The organism is Hymenobacter sp. UYCo722, from assembly GCF_040547115.1.
Classification (GTDB): Bacteria; Bacteroidota; Bacteroidia; order Cytophagales; family Hymenobacteraceae; genus Hymenobacter.
The window spans coordinates 971,287-987,127 of sequence record NZ_JBEPPC010000001.1 but is presented as its reverse complement, the minus strand read 5'-3'; the positions used below and the strand labels follow the sequence as shown (position 1 = coordinate 987,127).

General features: G+C 59.5%; 15 protein-coding genes. 8 read left to right on the top strand and 7 right to left on the bottom strand.

Annotated elements, in window-relative coordinates:
• Positions 1-2: 2 nt before the first annotated feature.
• Complete coding sequence (locus ABIB44_RS04370) at positions 3-1,883, bottom strand: site-specific DNA-methyltransferase (RefSeq protein WP_354583399.1); 1,881 nt, start codon at positions 1,881-1,883, stop codon at positions 3-5.
• A gap of 156 nt (positions 1,884-2,039) precedes the next feature.
• On the opposite strand from ABIB44_RS04370, the gene ABIB44_RS04365 reads away from it, so the two are divergent.
• The 4 genes from ABIB44_RS04365 to ABIB44_RS04350 all read left to right on the top strand — a co-directional run bounded on the left by ABIB44_RS04365 (position 2,040) and on the right by ABIB44_RS04350 (position 9,803).
• The gene (locus tag ABIB44_RS04365) at positions 2,040-7,202 is read left to right on the top strand and encodes a DEAD/DEAH box helicase (RefSeq protein WP_354583398.1); all 5,163 of its coding nucleotides are present in this window, start codon (positions 2,040-2,042) and stop codon (positions 7,200-7,202) included.
• A 115-nt stretch (positions 7,203-7,317) separates the two neighbouring features.
• Positions 7,318-8,208, top strand: a complete 891-nt coding sequence (locus ABIB44_RS04360) for a DNA/RNA non-specific endonuclease (RefSeq protein WP_354583397.1) — start codon at positions 7,318-7,320, stop codon at positions 8,206-8,208.
• Between the two features lie 107 nt (positions 8,209-8,315).
• Entirely contained in the window at positions 8,316-9,482 is a 1,167-nt protein-coding gene (locus ABIB44_RS04355; protein WP_354583396.1) for a DUF8808 domain-containing protein, read from the top strand.
• Between the two features lie 3 nt (positions 9,483-9,485).
• Entirely contained in the window at positions 9,486-9,803 is a 318-nt protein-coding gene (locus ABIB44_RS04350) for a pyrophosphohydrolase domain-containing protein (protein WP_354583395.1), read from the top strand.
• Between the two features lie 405 nt (positions 9,804-10,208).
• Here the strand turns inward: ABIB44_RS04350 and ABIB44_RS04345 are convergent, their stop codons facing one another.
• The 5 genes from ABIB44_RS04345 to ABIB44_RS04325 form a co-directional block, all read right to left on the bottom strand.
• Entirely contained in the window at positions 10,209-10,508 is a 300-nt protein-coding gene (locus ABIB44_RS04345; protein ID WP_354583394.1) for a hypothetical protein, read from the bottom strand.
• 58 nt (positions 10,509-10,566) lie between these two features.
• Complete coding sequence (locus ABIB44_RS04340) at positions 10,567-11,886, bottom strand: Y-family DNA polymerase (RefSeq protein WP_354583393.1); 1,320 nt, start codon at positions 11,884-11,886, stop codon at positions 10,567-10,569.
• Positions 11,887-11,993: 107 nt separating this feature from the next.
• A complete protein-coding gene (locus ABIB44_RS04335; RefSeq protein WP_354583392.1) occupies positions 11,994-12,407 on the bottom strand; it encodes a LexA family protein in 414 nt (137 codons plus the stop codon).
• Positions 12,408-12,711: 304 nt separating this feature from the next.
• Positions 12,712-13,161 (bottom strand): M15 family metallopeptidase, encoded by a 450-nt coding sequence (locus tag ABIB44_RS04330; RefSeq protein ID WP_354583391.1) that lies wholly within the window; start codon positions 13,159-13,161, stop codon positions 12,712-12,714.
• 1 nt (position 13,162) lies between these two features.
• The gene (locus tag ABIB44_RS04325; protein WP_354583390.1) at positions 13,163-13,447 is read right to left on the bottom strand and encodes a hypothetical protein; all 285 of its coding nucleotides are present in this window, start codon (positions 13,445-13,447) and stop codon (positions 13,163-13,165) included.
• A 395-nt stretch (positions 13,448-13,842) separates the two neighbouring features.
• On the opposite strand from ABIB44_RS04325, the gene ABIB44_RS04320 reads away from it, so the two are divergent.
• Positions 13,843-14,004: a hypothetical protein gene (locus tag ABIB44_RS04320; RefSeq protein WP_354583389.1), complete on the top strand. Its 162-nt coding sequence runs from the start codon at positions 13,843-13,845 to the stop codon at positions 14,002-14,004.
• A gap of 325 nt (positions 14,005-14,329) precedes the next feature.
• Here ABIB44_RS04320 and ABIB44_RS04315 read toward each other — a convergent pair whose 3' ends face one another.
• The gene (locus tag ABIB44_RS04315; RefSeq protein WP_354583388.1) at positions 14,330-14,689 is read right to left on the bottom strand and encodes an SLOG family protein; all 360 of its coding nucleotides are present in this window, start codon (positions 14,687-14,689) and stop codon (positions 14,330-14,332) included.
• A 166-nt stretch (positions 14,690-14,855) separates the two neighbouring features.
• Between ABIB44_RS04315 and ABIB44_RS04310 the strand changes: the two genes are divergently transcribed.
• The 3 genes from ABIB44_RS04310 to ABIB44_RS04300 are packed head-to-tail and all read left to right on the top strand — an operon-like array spanning position 14,856 to position 15,821.
• The gene (locus ABIB44_RS04310; protein ID WP_152559829.1) at positions 14,856-15,179 is read left to right on the top strand and encodes a hypothetical protein; all 324 of its coding nucleotides are present in this window, start codon (positions 14,856-14,858) and stop codon (positions 15,177-15,179) included.
• Complete coding sequence (locus ABIB44_RS04305; protein WP_354583387.1) at positions 15,172-15,579, top strand: hypothetical protein; 408 nt, start codon at positions 15,172-15,174, stop codon at positions 15,577-15,579. Before ABIB44_RS04310 ends, ABIB44_RS04305 begins: the two co-directional genes overlap by 8 nt.
• A gap of 47 nt (positions 15,580-15,626) precedes the next feature.
• Complete coding sequence (locus tag ABIB44_RS04300; protein ID WP_354583386.1) at positions 15,627-15,821, top strand: hypothetical protein; 195 nt, start codon at positions 15,627-15,629, stop codon at positions 15,819-15,821.
• Positions 15,822-15,841: the final 20 nt, after the last annotated feature.

Below are 15,841 nucleotides of genomic sequence, written 5' to 3'. Positions count from 1 at the left end.
TCTTAGATGAAATTGATTTGTTCAATGCCTGCTTCACGCATGGTAAGTGCCGCGTTGGTTTTGCTCTGGTCGCTCTGGAATCCCCTATCCAAGATTTCAACCTTGACTTTGCCGCTTCCAAGAATCGAATCCAAATGATTCTTATTAAAATTGTCGGCCAAGCAAACCACTGTTTCCTGATTAATCAGGTACAAATCATCTAAGCCATCAAGTGTAGATAATTGCATTGATAAACCGTAGCCAAGTCTTAAGCCTATTTCGAATATGAAATCAGCTTTACCATGCTTCAGCTCTGGTTCCAAGTAAAATTGCAATTGTTTAGCCGAGCTAATATCTATTGCTTCATTCCATACAGGAAGAGCGGTTCCAGACAATTTGAATGCTCTAAAACCTAATCCATCACTAGCGAACATTGATTTTTTCTGTTCCTTAATAGCAAGTCGGATTCGCTCCTTAGTGATTTCTGCAATGCTTTCATAACCAGCATCAATTGCAGCCTGATTGCTTTTAATTGGTTCAGCAAGTTGAGTTAGTAGAAAACGGCATTTCACGCTTTTCTCAGCGTTAAATTCCATTACAGCTTGAGCCGTTGTGCCAGAACCTGCAAAAAAATCTAATACGAGTTCTCCGTCGTTTACAACTAGTTCAATACATCGTTTAATTAACCCAACAGGTTTAGGATAGTCGAATAGGGATTTTCCGCCAAAGAGCGCTTTTAAATCGCGGCTGGCACTCTGCGAATCTCCCACTTCGTTTCTTGTCCAAAGTGTCATGGGTGTAATACTATCCTTTACATCCGTCAAGAATCGTTTCAGCCGGGGAACATTTTTGCCTTCCTTTCCAAAGTAAATTCGGTTATCAGCTTTTAGCTCTTCGAATTTTTCTTTGGTTACCCGCCAGCAGTAACCATCAGGCGGGTAGACAACCCGACCGTTTGGTGTTGTGATAGGATATACTTTGCTCGGTACCACAGGACCAACATCCAATCCACCCGAAGTCCAGGGTCCGCGAGGGTCGTCGTCAATATTTTTGTAGCGTTCAAGTGCTTCTCCTTCTCTGGTTAAGCCCTTGATTGTAAAGTTCTCTAGGTTCTTTGCATAGCATAGAATGTAATCGTGACTTTCTGAAAAGTGCTTTTTTAAGTTGATAGGCGAAAAAGCGCGTTGCCATACTACTTGTGCAACAAAATTTTCAGCGCCGAAGACCTCATCAAGCAGCTGACGAAGATTCATTGCTTCAGTATCATCGATAGATACGAAAATTGCTCCATCCTCACGAAGTAAATTGCGCGACAGATACAGACGTGGGAGCATCATGCTTAACCAAACTGAATGGAACTGGCCATTGTCTTTGCTATTGGCACGCCATAAGTCTAGTTTATTGAGATAACCGTCCTCGTTGAGTTGGCCAGACCTTTTACCAAATACTTCTTTTCGCTCCGTGTAATCATCTGGATATACAAAGGAGTCATTACCAGTATTGTAAGGCGGGTCAATGTAAATCATTTTAACCTTCCCGAAGTAGGACTTCTGTAGCACCCGAAGTACTTCCAGATTCTCCCCCTCGATAAACACGTTCTCCGCCGTGTCGAAATCCACGCTACCCTCGCGGTCCGGCACCAGCGTAGCCGTGGTACGTTTCTGAATCTCCCGGTAGGCCTCAGCCTTCCCTGGCCAGTTCAGTCCGTACCGTTCTTCGCCTACATACACATCCTCGCCCAGCACTAGCTTTAGTTTGTCGACGTCCAGCTTGCCTTCAGCAAAGATTTCTGGCATCAGCTCACGTAGCCGTGCCAACTTCTCAGCTGCCACATCTAGGCTTTTGCCGTCCAAACGAGTGGCTTTAACAGTGTCCGGCGTAGCATTTTTAGTAGCAGAATCCATATAGTTAACAAAGTAGGGTAGGGGGAAAGCAAAGATGCCTCTAAGTTGCACAACAGGCAACTATCTTGCACCAGTATTGCCTGGCCTAAAACCTCATTATTAGGCTAGCGTGCTGACAGCCTTAGTCCTTTCCGTAGCGAAAATAATTCTACCCCGATGCCCCACGTTGAACTGTTCGAGAAGCTGGCCGTCCAGCGCCGCCGCCACGCCGAAACCCTCAATCACCCCGACTTTGTTGGTGTCCGGCGCATGGTTACCCACCGCCACCAGACCGACACGCACTTCCTTTACGAGCTGCTGCAAAACGCCAACGATGCCCAGGCCCTCGAGGCCTGCTTCGCCCTCTACCCCGACGGCCTGGCGTTCTACCACGATGCCATCCGTAACAACGGTGCTCCCTTCACCATCACCGACCCCGACCAGCCTGCCGCTGCCACGCCAGGCCACGTCAACGCTATTACCAGCATCGGTCACGGCTCCAAGTCTACCAACCCCGACGACCAGCCCCAGCAAGGCAACACCATCGGCAAATTCGGCACCGGCTTCAAGTCCGTCTTCATCTTCACCAAGACCCCGCACATCTACGACCAGGACTTTGCATTTCGCATCGAAGACCTCATCGTCCCCAACCTGCTGCGCAACGACGAAGCCAAGCCCCATTTCCCGTGGGATGCCAAGCTGCACCCCACCTTATTCTGGTTCCCCTTCAACGCCGGCAACGACGATTGGAAGGCCAAAGCCCACCGCGACATTGCCGCCGCGCTGACTACCCTACGATTCCCGCTACTGTTCCTGCCCAACCTGCGCGGTATTTCCTGGCAGGTTTTCGACTATCCCAGCGCTACCCCCAAACAGAAGCCCGCTGCTCACGGCTCCTACCTGCGCGACGACGCGCCCGTCCCGAATGCTACGCTGCCTCTACCAGGAGTCAGTGTTCAGCTCACCACACTGCGCCAGGAAAGCGCCGCTGCCCCCCGTAGCGCGGTCACCGTCAGCAACCACCGCTTTCTGACCCTCAGCCAGCCCGTACCCGACCGCCCCGACCTCAGCACTACCCTGGCCTTCGCGCTCCGCGCCGACGGCACCCTGGAAGCCGACCAGCGTTTTGAAACCTTCTGCTACTTCAGCACCAAGGAAAATCACGAGTTGCGTTTCATCATTCAAGCCCCCTGGTCGCTCGGTGACAGCCGCGAGCTGCTGCGCGGTGGCGACCCCTGGAATGTTGCGCTGATAAAACAAGCCGCTGACCTGCTGGCCAGCGCCCTCACCACATTCCGCGACCTAGCTCCATTCCCGCATTTCGGTGCCCCCGTACCCGACGCGCCCGCCCGCCCAAGTTCACTGCTCACCGACGACCTGCTTCGGCTATTCCCTCTCGACCGCACCCCTCTCGATGCGGGTGCCGAGCGCAGCGGCGTTTCGTTTGTGCCCTTGCACGAGGCAGTCACCGCCGCCCTCAAAATCCGGCGAGTACTGCCCACCAGCACCGGCTCCCACGTCAAGGCTGAGAATGCTTACCTCTCCGAATCCGAAGAGTTGTTGCTCACCTTCGCAGAGCCCCAGCTCCGCCAGCTCACCGGCAACCCCAAAGCCGCTTGGATTTTCCCCAGCCTCAACAAAGGCCAGTCCGACCTGGTGCGCTATGTCATCTCTCTCTTGCCTGGCGGTCAGCGCAAACAGCAGTACACTGCTCCGAAAGTAGCTGCCGAATTCACCAATGCCTTTGCCGCCCAGCAGCCCACCGCCTGGTTTGCCACCCTCTACCGTTTCCTCGACACCGGCCCGGGCCGCTCTTTGCTCATCACCGGCGAACGCCCCTTGCGCGACAAGCCCATACTCCGTCTTGAGCCCGACACACCCGACACCCCCAATACCCAACTTCCTGTTTGGCACTCCGATGGTACCCCTCAGGTATTCCTGCCATCGGATGCCCCTTTGCCGGGTATTCCTACCCTGCATCCCGACCTGGCACATGAACCCACGCTGGCCGGCTTCCGCCAGCTCATCGGCATCGGCGCGCCCGACTTGCTTGCCTTGGTCGAAAGCCAGATTTTACCGCATTACAGACCTACTCCTGGCATTCAGGTCACCGACGAAGAGCACATTAGTCATTACCGTACCCTGTTGCAGTGTTGGGCAGAAACTGCGCCCGACCGGGCCCGTCGTGAACGCTTGTGCGAATTGCTGGCCGACAAGCATATTATCCGCCGCCGCGGCAAATCCGGTGCTCAGGCTTGGTGCCGCCCCGGCCAAATCTATCTGCCATCTCCCGAGCTGACCCTCTATTTCCACGCCACGCCCAAAGTGGCAATGGTCAACCTCGAATTTTACGCCCCTCTCAGCCCGGATTACAGCCCCGAGCAGTTGCGGGCGTTCTGGCTGGCCGCCGGTGCGGCCGAGTTGCCCCGCGTCGAAACCTTGGAGCAAGAGGCCACCGAAGACGACGAGAAAATGTGGCGTTCCAAAGGCTGCAAAAGTGTCAAAGAAGAGGAAGTAATGGACTTTTCCCTTGACAGCCTCATCGACAACATTTTACAGGTTACGCCCGATTGGTCCAAAACGCTATACGGCTTCCTGCTGCGTCGGCTTCACAGCGAGGCTTACCTGTTGCATCGCTACCATACCTACACATACTACGGTACTCCATCCCAGCACCTGAGCGCATCCGGCATCGTTCAAGTGCTGATGCAGCATCCTTGGCTGTACGACCAGGCCGGACAACTCCAATCCACCAGCTATTTTCAAACCCACCCCGCCGAGCTGGCTACCCACTACGACCAAGAAAGCGACGTGGCCAAGCAACTGCTGCGTGCCCTTAGCATCCAGGACGAGCGTGAGGCCTTACTCAGCGAACACTTTAGTACCACTGAGCTGGAAGCGCTGCGTCTGCTCACCCAGCAGCTTAACAGCGGGCGGTCGGCTACCGATATTCTGGCCGCACTCCGTGCAGCCCAACCCGGCAGCCTGCCTACAAGTCCCACCGATGGAACTGGCCCCGGCCCGGAAGCCGGCCCTGGTCCCGTAGGGGCTGATTCGCCCTCGGGTAGTTCAGCACCTCGCCCAACTCCCACCAGCACGACACCAGCCGAGTATCTGGAGTTACGTCGTAAAGCCACCGAAGCTGCCCGTCGTGCCCGCGCCGAGCAGGAGCAGGCCCGCATCGATGCCTTACGCCAGGGCCACCAGCCGCTAGCAACCCCCACGCCCGACGAGCAGCCTGACACTGACCCGGCTGCTGCGGCCGCCGAGCGTACGGCCAGCGCCCGCGAGCGTGAAGAGCAGCAGGCCGACGAGCGCGCCGATGCCCTGCAGTACCGCGCCGAGTTGGACATTGCCCTTGAAACTCTGCCTCGCTACTCCTACGAGTGGTGCAAAAAGGCGCTGGAACTGGAAGCCTTGCTCAGCGGTGAACAGTACGATGCTGTCACTGAGGTGCGCGTTTCTTTCGCAAAAGGCAGCCTCGACCCCATCGATAAGAAAGAGCGCACGCTCATCCTGCGCGACCCGGCCCGATACATTCCCCGCAACATTGAGGACCGACCCAACCTGGAGTTGGAGTTGACCCTCGCCGACGGCTCCACCAAAAGCGTCCTCGTTGACATTGCCAGTGTCAAAGATTTCACCCTGCGCGTCAAACTTCCCAAAACCTTGCACGAAGCAGGCGTTGACCTGGCTCAGGTGCGTCGCTTCACCATTCGTGTTGCCTCGCCTGCTTTCTTGGCTGAAACCCTGCGCACCCACTTCAACCAGCTCAACTTCGCTCCCGATAAAGACCTGCAGGCCGACCTTCCGCCCCCGCCCCGCATCCGCTTCATCTTCGGCCCCCCCGGCACCGGCAAAACCCAACACCTCGCCGACAAGGAAATCCGCATCCCAATGCAGAAGCGCGGTAGCGACATCCGCATCCTGGTCCTGACCCCCACCAACAAGGCCGCCGACGTGCTGACCAAGCGTCTGCTAGAACCCAGCCGCGACAATCCGCGTGTCAAGGTTGCCCCCAGCTGGCTCGTACGCTACGGCACCACAGCCGACCCTGAGCTTGACCAGTTGCCCGGCTTGGTTCGCGGCCCCCAGGACACCGACCTCGATGCCATGTCCTGTTGCACGGTCATCACCACCATTGCCCGTTTTCCCTACGCCACTTACAGCGCCGGCTTCACCCCCCAGCCATTGGCCAAAGCACCGTGGGATTACATCATCCTCGACGAGGCTTCCATGATTCCGCTCATCGCGGCTCTCAACGTCATCTACCAAAGCCCCAACTGCCGGCAGTTCATCATCGGCGGCGACCCGCTGCAAATCCCGCCCGTTGTGCTAGCTCCCCAGCTGGCCGAGGAAAACCTCTACTCGCTGGTGCAGCTCAACGATTTCGCCACGCGCCAAACCACGCCGCACCAATACGAAGTGGTTCCGCTCGAAACCCAATACCGCGCCACGCCCCCGCTCGGCCAGCTGTTCAGTGAGTACGCCTACCGCGGCCTGCTTTCCCATGCACGCCCACTCACCGGCTCCAGCCCCAACCCCCGGCCCAACGGCGCTCCCTTTCAGGGCCGCCGCGACGCCACCTTTGGCAAGCTGACGCTAACCGACATTACCATCATCCGCTTTCCTGTCCAACCCGGCGAGAGTATTCTCCAGGCCCGCCGCCTGCAGCAGGGCAGTCAGTACCACCCTTATAGCGCCCTGCTCACCGCTGAAATTGTGCGCCACGTCGCGCAGAACATCACGTTGCTCACCGACCCCACCAAGCCCTACCGTGTGGGTGTCATATCGCCCTACACGGCCCAGGCTTCCTTGGTGCGCGAAGTATTGAAGCAGATGCAGCTGTCCGCCGAAGTCATCGATGCGAACGAAAATGTGGGCACTATCCACGGTTTCCAGGGCGACGAGTGCGACCTTGTTTTTGCCCTGTTCAGCCCCCCCGAATACATTGCCGCTAAGCCTCGCTTCAAGCCCATGCTCGAACGCGAGTACATTCTCAACGTCGCCATCAGCCGCGCCAAAGACCGCCTGGTCCTGCTGGTGCCCGACGAGAAAACCCGTAACCATGATGCCCTCAAAGAGCTGAACTACTTGCTCGACTTGGCGCGCACCAACACCCAAGCCCTTGGCGGCACCCTGACCGACTACCACGCCGACGACATCGAGCGCGCCCTCTTCGGCCGCGCCGACTACCTCACCGACCATTCCTTCAGCGCCGGCCACCAGACTGTCAACGTATACGGCCCCACCGAACGCCGCTACGAAATACGCCTCTCCGACACCGCCATTGACGTGCAGTTCAACTTAGCTGCTGCCCTCAACTCCGACCGCAAATAATTGAAACGCTACCCCACTTTTAACCCCGACGAGAGCGTCCAGAAAACTGATTCACTTTCTGGTTACTCATTGAACTTACGCACTATGACACTATTCATGCTTTAACGTTCTGTTCATGTTCTTTCGACTTCGACCGTTCCAACATACTATTCTCACTTACTGCCTTTTCCTAGCATCCTGCCAGAAGGAGGCAGTCGCCCCAACTCCCGTCACGCCCCCAGTCGGCCCCATCACCCCAACCCAGCCCGCCCTAACCGAGCACCTCACCCTCGGCAACCCCAGCGGAGCCACCGCTGATATAACCCAGCCCACCAATTACCTGCTCAGCAAGCCCCAATACGCCCTGAGCTACCACCGCGACCGCGGCATCCCCAATTGGGTCAGTTGGCATCTAAGTACCGACTGGCGCGGCAGCGCCGCCCGCCAGGACGACTTCCGCCCTGACGCCACCTTGCCTGCCGGCTGGTACCAAGTGCAGGCCAACAGCTACACCGGCTCCGGCTTCGACCGCGGCCACAACTGCCCCAGCGCTGACCGGACCAACACCGTAGCCGACAACTCGGCCACGTTCCTCATGACCAACATGATGCCCCAGGCCCCGCGCAACAACCAGCAGACGTGGGCTAACCTGGAAGACTACACTCGCACCTTCCTCAGTACCGGCAACGAGGTATACATCATTTGCGGTAGCTACGGCAGGGGAGGAACCGGCACCAACGGCTACGCCACCACCCTCGACAACGGCCGCGTCACCGTCCCCGCCCGCTGCTGGAAAGTCGTCGTCATCCTACCCACCGGCACCGACGATGCTACCCGCGTCACCAGCAGCACCCGCGTCATCGCCATCGACACCCCCAACGACAACAGCATCAGCACCACTTGGGGCACCTATCGTACCAGCGTCGACGCCATCGAAACGGCCACCGGTTTGGATATCCTCTCCGCTGTTCCAACCGCCGTGCAACAGACGATAGAGGCCCGGGTTGACAACGGCCCCACGAGTTGAACCAGGCTCAATAAATTCCGATACCCATTCCGATAAATAACGGCCTGCCTGATAATTTATTAAGTGGCATTTTCTCTAATCGATTCCGATAACTTTTCGGCCCTCAAATGCCCGTCATTCCCGGTGAGCAAGCCATTGCCACCATCCTCAAGCACGACAACAAAACCACCAGCTACAAAATAGCACTGCTCCGAGCCATCAACGACGTGGTGCTCATGTACCCCGACGTTGCCCGCCAGGGCCAGCCCGTAGCCGTACCGTTGAGCCGCTTGGCTGAATTGTGGGTAGCCTACTATTGGCCCTTTGCCGACGCGCAGCAGCCTATCTACCAGGGTGCCCGTGCCATCCGCGATGAAGCCACCCGCAACGACGTAGCCTTCCGCCCAGCCCTCACCAACCTGCGCGCCGAGTGGCAGCAGCTGGTACGACTCACTCCCCAGCCTGCCGACGGCTTCTTTCTGCTCACGGAGATGCGTACGCCCCGTCGGCGCGCCACCTACTCACCCGCGCTGCAGCAGGCCTACCGACAAACCGTCGCGGCCACTGCCAAAGCCATTCAGATGCCCATCAAGTACGCCGGCCCGGGCCATTGGTCGGTATTTGATGCGCCCGCCCGCTACGACCAGTTGCCGCCCGCTGTCCTGCCATTGCCCGGTACCCAGCCCCAGGACACTTGCGTCGTAGTACCGGCTAGCTTGTGGGAAGCCTTCCACCGGCTCTCCCTTTACGTCGAAGCCCTCTGCCTGCACGAGTGGTGCATGTTCACCGAAGGCGTCACCCAGGACAACGACCGCCAGGCTGCTCGCGGCGAAGTTTATACCCTGCTCACTGCCCGCCCCGACAACCGCCGTCCGCTTTCGTGGGAGCGCAACCAGGTTGATATTCTGTTACACGAAAACCACCATTTTACTTGCCCCTGGACGCAAAAGCGCCTCACCCAGCCGCAGCACTACGACCTCGACCACCTGCTACCATTAGCGGTGTATCCGGTCAACGAGCTCTGGAATTTGCTGCCCGTCGACCGTGAGTTCAACCAGCACACCAAGCGCGACAAAGTGCCCGATGCCAAGCGCCTGACCGCTGCCGAGCCGCTGTTAGCCGCCGCATACAGCACTTACCACCAGTCGCCAGCTCTGCAAAAGGCCGTGCGCGAAGATGCTGCCCTGCGTTTCTCCGGCCTGAGCACTGACCATACTTTCGCCGCCATGCTGGCCAGCCGCGCCGTGCGTTTCATCGACGACGTTGCCGCCGCCCGCTACGTTCAGCGTTTTTAGCCCATGCAGTACCACAAGCTTGTTCGTGACCGCATTCCCGCCATCATTGCGGAGTCCGGCCGTCAGTGCCGCACTACGGTGCTCAACGAGCCAGCATTTCGTGCCGCTTTGCTGGCCAAGCTGGTCGAGGAAGCGCAGGAAGTACAGGCCGCGCCGCCTGAAGAACTGCTAACTGAACTGGCCGACATTCTAGAAGTGTTCGATGCCATCCTTTCTTCTCATGGACTCACACTGGCCCAGGTTCAAACAATTCAGCAACAGCGCCACCAGACCCGCGGCGGCTTCGAAAGCCGCCTGCAGCTTGATTGGGTAGGGGAGTAATAGAGTAGTTGTCGCCGGCCAAATCACGGCCAAACTGCGGCCAAACCACGGCCAAACCACGGCCAAACTGCGGGTTTGTGGTCATCAATGCTGCTTCGCGGACACGAATGCCTGTTTTGCGGACACGAATGTCCGCGCAACGAATGTGCTCATGCTGTTTCCTGTGCCCATTCCAAGCACCAGGCTTTTCAAAATCGTCGCCTCAACGGCCGAGCTGGTGTACCAGTAGGGACCAAGCTGTTCTGGAAAAGGGACTAAGCTGAACTCAGGCAAAAGTGCCACCAGTACCTCTCTGCGCACGTTCGGCCATTGTTAGGGACCAAGCACCAAAGAAAAAAGGCCCAAGCTGAAATTGTCCTGAGTGCTGCAATTACTGCTCGTTTCAGTTCATGTGTCGGACACGCCTCACGCCACCTCTTGCGCCCATTCCCACTCCTCGTCCTCTTCATTCGCTCGTGCTAGCGCCATCCGTACCACCGCTGCCAGGCCCAGCAGCCCCACCGACGCCGCTTCAGTCGGCCGCTGCCGCTGAAATAGCCGCACCAGATATTCCACCAGCACGGCCGGGGCCGGCCGCTGGTCCATCAGCGCCGGCAGCCCGGCCCGCCATTCCCAGGAAGCGCCCGGTCGGGTAACCACCAATTCCCGCACCACCCCTGGCGTGCTCTGCACCCGCACTCCCAGCAGCATTATCAAGTTTGCCATTTCGTTTCTGTAAAATCTGCTCAAATAATTTGATTCCTGATTCAGGGGTGGGAAGCGTTTAACACTGCACCTGCCACAGCTCGCCCCACTTCGTCGTAAACGCCGGGCTTTTCGCCCCCCGCTTCATTCCCCACGGCTCCTGCTGACCTGCCGTTGTCACGGCCGCGCCCACGCGCACCGCGCCGCCCCCATAGCGCTTGTTCAGCGCATCCAGCGCGCCCATCAGCCTGGCGCGCTCCGGCGAGCGGGCGGTATCCGCGAACAGCGCCGCCTGTTGGTTCGCACCCGCCCGCTCCAATCCATCCAGCACAATCCCAGCCTTCACGTACCGCATGCCCGGCCGCCACAGCCGCTCCATTCCCCGCCGCGCCCAGCCTGCCAGTACCAGCGTGTCATTCGTCGCCGTGGGCAGGGTCAGCTGCGCCGAAAAGGAGTAGGGCGGGGGCGTGTTGCCGTACCGGCTGGTTTCGATAAACACCGTCATCAGCCGCGCCGCCATGCCCTGCGCCCGCAGCTTTTCACCCGCCCGCGTCGCGTGGGTGGCCACCGCCCCAGCCACGTCTTCCATCTGCGTGAGCACTTGTCCAAACGAGCGGGAGCAGCACATCGACTTGCGCGCCTCGTCTTCCACCGTCACGCTCGAGCACGGAAACCCCCGCAGCTCGTGGAGCATCCGCGCCCCCACCACGCCGCCCAGGTTCTTGCGCGCCCAGGCATCGCCCACGCCCGCCAGCTGCGCGGCCGTGCGAATGCCCGCCGTGTGCAGCTTGGCAGCCGACCGATACCCGACGCCCCACACATCCTCCACTGCCACCTGCGCCAGCGCCTCGCGCCGCTGCTCTTCGTCATCCAGCACTACCACCCCCAAGCCCGAGTTGGCCGAGTTGGCCACTTGGTTGGCCACTTGGTTAGTCAACTTGGCCAGTCGGTTGGCCAACTTGGCCAATGTCTTGGTCGGAGCCACGCCCACGCATACCGGAATGCCGGTGCGTTGCCTCACCGCCCCGCGCACGTCGCTGGCCCAGCCCGGCAGGTCGAAATGCCGCTGCATACCGTGCAAGTCCAGAAAGGCCTCGTCAATCGAATAGATTTCTACCGCCGGGGCCCGCTGCTGCAGGTACCACATTACGCGCCGGCTCATGTCGCCGTACAGCTCGTAGTTTGAGGAGCACGCCACCCCGCCGCGCTGCTCATATTCTGCCTTCACCTGGAAGTAGGGCACGCCCATTTTTAGCCCCAGCGCTTTGGCTTCCTGCGACCGGGCCACGACACAGCCGTCATTATTTGACAGCACCACCACCGGCCGCCCTTCCAGCTCCGGCCGGAACACCCGCTCACACGAAGCGTAAAAATTGTTGCAATCGACCAGGCCGAACATAAGGCAGTAGGGTAGTGGGCTCGCTTCTTTGGGAAGGGGCCAGGGTAAATACCAATAAGTCAGGTGCTCTTCGCCTAAGAAGCCAGGGGCTCGTGGAGCCTAAATAACTATTGGGGCCGCACGTAGCTCAATCCCCGTCTTCCTTCCGTCACGAGAGGATGCAACACCAACACCACCACCCCAAAAATTCTCAAGTCATCTGCATTCCGCACCACGATGGGCTTATAGGCTGGATTCTCCGCCACCAACGCCACCGAGTCCACCCGCTGCGACAACCGTTTCACCGTGTACTCCCCCTCCACGCAGGCCACCACAATATCCCCGTCCTGCGCCTGCATGCTGCGGTCCACCGCCAGCACATCGCCATCGTGAATGCCCGCGCCCGTCATGCTCTGACCGTGGGCCCGGGCCAGAAACGAAGCGTCCGGATGCCGCAGCATCAACCGGTTCAAATCCACGAGCTCCGATTCATAGTCGGCGGCCGGCGAAGGAAACCCGCACGACAGCAACATATTCATCATGGGCAGGGGATGCGCTGAAAGTAGGGGATAGGCTTTGCCCAATAAAATGACATGGTCCATCTGAAAATAGGTTAGGGCTGTTAAATATTGTAGACGGCTAAGGTTACTTTAGTTGCTTAGCCGCCACAAGTATACGGCTTGACTAACAAATTTAGTTTGTGATTGCTAAATATGATGTCAATTTTAGTTTTAATAAACTGACCTATAGCATAATAAAATTTAGTATACAGTCCCCGTAGTACCATTCAATTATGCCGCGAACCAAAACGAGCGGACCATCTGGCCCGCTCGTTTCGTTTCCTCCCTACACCTCAAAATGCGGCCGGTCCTTGAACCCCGGCCAGTCGCCGCCCCAATGCACCCGTGCATCGGCTGCTTTCATCAGCCGCGCAAACTTGCTCAGCAGCAGCCCCGACCACGACACTGACCCATCGGCCAGTAGAAAGGCCACGTCCAGCGCCCGGCTTGGGAGCGTGTTATGCTTGCTTTCCCCGCCGCGCTTGTACGTCACCACCGGCCCCGGCGCGCTCCGTCCGTGGGTGTACAACTCATCCTGCCGTTCCGGAGACCGGTACCCTTCCGTCACAATCGGCAGCCCCAGCGCCATCAGAACCGGGTCACCCATCCAGCGCCGCAAGGCCACCTGATAGGCTTCCACCAGTTCCGTCCGCACCTGCGACAGCCGCGTGGCCTGCCGCAGCCGTTGCGCCACGTTCAGCCGCGGCGGCGGAAGCAGCCGTAACCTCGTCGACACACTATTCTGCTCCGTTGCCATTGCTCCCGTTGCCGCTATTGCCGGCCTTCTCCCCGGGCACTGCTTCCACCGGTACCCTCACCACTTCCTCGGGCTTCTGCAGGGTCTTGCGTATCGTCGCCCAAATGGTCACAATGGCCACCAGCGCCTGAATTATCAGCCGTCCGTAGTGCTCAATCGCCGTCGGGTCGGGCGGCACTAATTCGTGCGTGGCCACTTGCCCAAGCAGGGCCGTCATTCCAATGTGGGCCAAGTGCCCGGCTTTCGTGCTGCTGAACATATGCATGTTGTCTAAAAAAAGTTGATAGTCACTATTGACCTTGCAAATTTACACCAAATAGACAATTTTGGTTGCATATAGCAGACGACTTCATAAATGCCAGTATAATTGCATTTTTAATAGTTGAAGGATTGGCGTTTTGAGTGACATGCAGTAGTTGGGCGGCCCCCCGGCCCTCCGCGCTGCTCCGGGCCGGGGTCAGGCTGTCCAGGGGTCCGCTTCGCTGCCGTGCTGCGCACCACTCCCGTTGGTCGTGCCCTTCCCATCCTTCCCGCATTCCCCCGACGCTGCAGCTGCTGAGTGCGACGACCGCCCTACGCTCCGGCCCACCTCATTTCGCTCCCTACGCCAACGCTGCGCCCCGTTCATCGCTCCTGACGTCCCTCTTCACTCAGCTTGCTATGGCTCCGGTCGCTGCATTCGGCCGGCCTACGCTACCGAAAAACCACCCCACGGCCCGCTTCCCGCTGGTCAGCCAGCCGCCCACCGCCAACCTCCCGCACCGCTGCCAGGCCGCGCAAGGCCCCAAAAAGGCCCTAACGCCGCCCGCCAGCACCCCCTGATGCGGCCGCAGGACACCGGCTGGAAAATGCCGGCCACCTGCCCCTGAAGTCTGCGTTCAGGCCACGCAGGCCAAACAATTAGGCCCGCTTCGCGGAGGGTTTCATTGGGGAGTACCCCAAGCCCCCGCCATCATGCCCCGGCTGACGCCCGGTCATCTTCCTCGGCTTCCGCCGCCTCCCGTTGGTCGGCCGCTACCGCCTCATAAGGCCGGCTCCGCTGAGTATCCATTGGGGGCCTCAGGCCGCCCCCAAACCCCCAGGCCAAGGCATTCAGCTTCTTTGGTCAGGTGCCCGGCCGGGGCCAGCGGGGCCGCTTGGCGTGGGCTCAGTCCAGGGGCAGCATCTCCACCTTGCGGCCCAGGCGTCGGGCGGCCTTCAGCGTGCTCAGCGTGCCCTTGCTGCGGCCGTCCCATACCACCAGCACCAGCGCTGCCCGCTTCACTATCTCGGCGTTGCGCACGTGGGTAGCGGCCGTGGGGCCGTGGGCGGCATAGTCCGGCCGCAGCTCGGTCAGCGGTACCCCGTGGGCCCGTGCCCAACTGGCCGCTAGGGCGTCCACCCCGGCCGCCCCGCCGCTCACCACTTCCGCTGGCTCCAGTTCAGCCAGCCGCGCCAGCAGGGCGGCGCAGCTTTTCACGCCCCGGCTGCCCACCACTGCTACTACTCTTTTATTGTCTTTTTCCATGCTTAAAGATACGAAATAAATACTTGTGGTAAAGCAAACTTTTATAAATGTTTAGTTTGTAATTACAAATTTTGTTTGTATCTTTAGAGAGTAGAAAGGAAGGACCTAGCTACTCGCCCACCCGGAGGCCTACGGCGCGGGCACCCCACGGCTAACACATACAGCCATGCAACCCAACCAACTTTTGCAGCTTGCCGCTGCCGCCTGGAAAGGCCCCGCCCTCTGCCCGTTCGCCGGCATTTGGGTTTCGCAGTCCGCCGCCACCTACGACCAGGGCGGCACCTCCTGGTACATCAGCCTCAAGCTGGCCGAACCAGCTGCCGAAGGGCAGCCCCGCCCGGACTTCAAAGGCACCGGCAAGTGCCCGTTTCATGCGCTGCGCGAGGCCTTCCGCTCTATGCGGGCCACGCACCCCGGCTATGCCTTCGGGGCCGTGTGGGAGGTTATCAAGGCCGAGGATGAGTTTGCCGGCGTGCTGGCCCATGCTTAGCCTGGTTCTAGCCCCAGCCGCGCCCGCTACGGGTGCGGCTGGTGGCCAAGCCGCTATCAAAATGGCCGCCTTGCAGGCCACGCTGGCACGGTTGGCGGCCAAGTACCCGCCCCGGCCACAGGTAGCGCCCGTGCCCGCGCCGGCACCCATCGACCCGGCTACCACCGCCGTCCGCCACGCGCTGGCCCGTGCTCATTCGGTTATGTTCGATGCCCGCGCCGCCAAGTACGCGCTACGCGACGATTACCGCTCCGGGCCCGGCCGCTTTGCCCAGCTGCGTGCCGCCATCACGCGCTACCAGCAGGCCCAAGCTACTTATGACGCCGCCGCCGCTGCTTTCCACGCCAGCCCCGCCGGTGCCGCTTTGCAGGCCGCCCGCGCCAAGTACCCCCGCTTTTAATCACCCGGCTCGCGCCGTAGCAGCGCGGGCCCAAAAGCCCCCCCATCATGCAGTACGAACCAACGGAGGCCGAGCTAAACGGCCTGAGCGGCGATGAAATGGCCGCCGATGAAGCCCAGGCCGCCTACTACGAGCAGCAAGAGGAGTGGGAGCGCCAGGCCCACTACCACCACGAGCAGGAGCAAGAAGCGTGGGAAGAAGGCGAATATGAGCAGATGATTTTCGAGGTCGAAGGCTACTAGCGGCCCGTCTCACCACTCCC

What these genes read in the sequence shown, in the direction of transcription:
- ABIB44_RS04305 (WP_354583387.1), top strand. Translation starts at nt 15,172, where the DNA reads ATGCTTAGCCTGGTTCTAGCCCCAGCCGCGCCCGCTACGGGTGCGGCT.
- ABIB44_RS04360 (WP_354583397.1), top strand. Translation starts at nt 7,318, where the DNA reads ATGTTCTTTCGACTTCGACCGTTCCAACATACTATTCTCACTTACTGC.
- ABIB44_RS04325 (WP_354583390.1), bottom strand. Translation starts at nt 13,447, where the DNA reads ATGCATATGTTCAGCAGCACGAAAGCCGGGCACTTGGCCCACATTGGA.
- ABIB44_RS04335 (WP_354583392.1), bottom strand. Translation starts at nt 12,407, where the DNA reads ATGATGAATATGTTGCTGTCGTGCGGGTTTCCTTCGCCGGCCGCCGAC.
- ABIB44_RS04315 (WP_354583388.1), bottom strand. Translation starts at nt 14,689, where the DNA reads ATGGAAAAAGACAATAAAAGAGTAGTAGCAGTGGTGGGCAGCCGGGGC.
- ABIB44_RS04300 (WP_354583386.1), top strand. Translation starts at nt 15,627, where the DNA reads ATGCAGTACGAACCAACGGAGGCCGAGCTAAACGGCCTGAGCGGCGAT.
- ABIB44_RS04340 (WP_354583393.1), bottom strand. Translation starts at nt 11,886, where the DNA reads ATGTTCGGCCTGGTCGATTGCAACAATTTTTACGCTTCGTGTGAGCGG.
- ABIB44_RS04345 (WP_354583394.1), bottom strand. Translation starts at nt 10,508, where the DNA reads ATGGCAAACTTGATAATGCTGCTGGGAGTGCGGGTGCAGAGCACGCCA.
- ABIB44_RS04355 (WP_354583396.1), top strand. Translation starts at nt 8,316, where the DNA reads ATGCCCGTCATTCCCGGTGAGCAAGCCATTGCCACCATCCTCAAGCAC.
- ABIB44_RS04310 (WP_152559829.1), top strand. Translation starts at nt 14,856, where the DNA reads ATGCAACCCAACCAACTTTTGCAGCTTGCCGCTGCCGCCTGGAAAGGC.
- ABIB44_RS04370 (WP_354583399.1), bottom strand. Translation starts at nt 1,883, where the DNA reads ATGGATTCTGCTACTAAAAATGCTACGCCGGACACTGTTAAAGCCACT.
- ABIB44_RS04320 (WP_354583389.1), top strand. Translation starts at nt 13,843, where the DNA reads ATGGCTCCGGTCGCTGCATTCGGCCGGCCTACGCTACCGAAAAACCAC.
- ABIB44_RS04350 (WP_354583395.1), top strand. Translation starts at nt 9,486, where the DNA reads ATGCAGTACCACAAGCTTGTTCGTGACCGCATTCCCGCCATCATTGCG.
- ABIB44_RS04365 (WP_354583398.1), top strand. Translation starts at nt 2,040, where the DNA reads ATGCCCCACGTTGAACTGTTCGAGAAGCTGGCCGTCCAGCGCCGCCGC.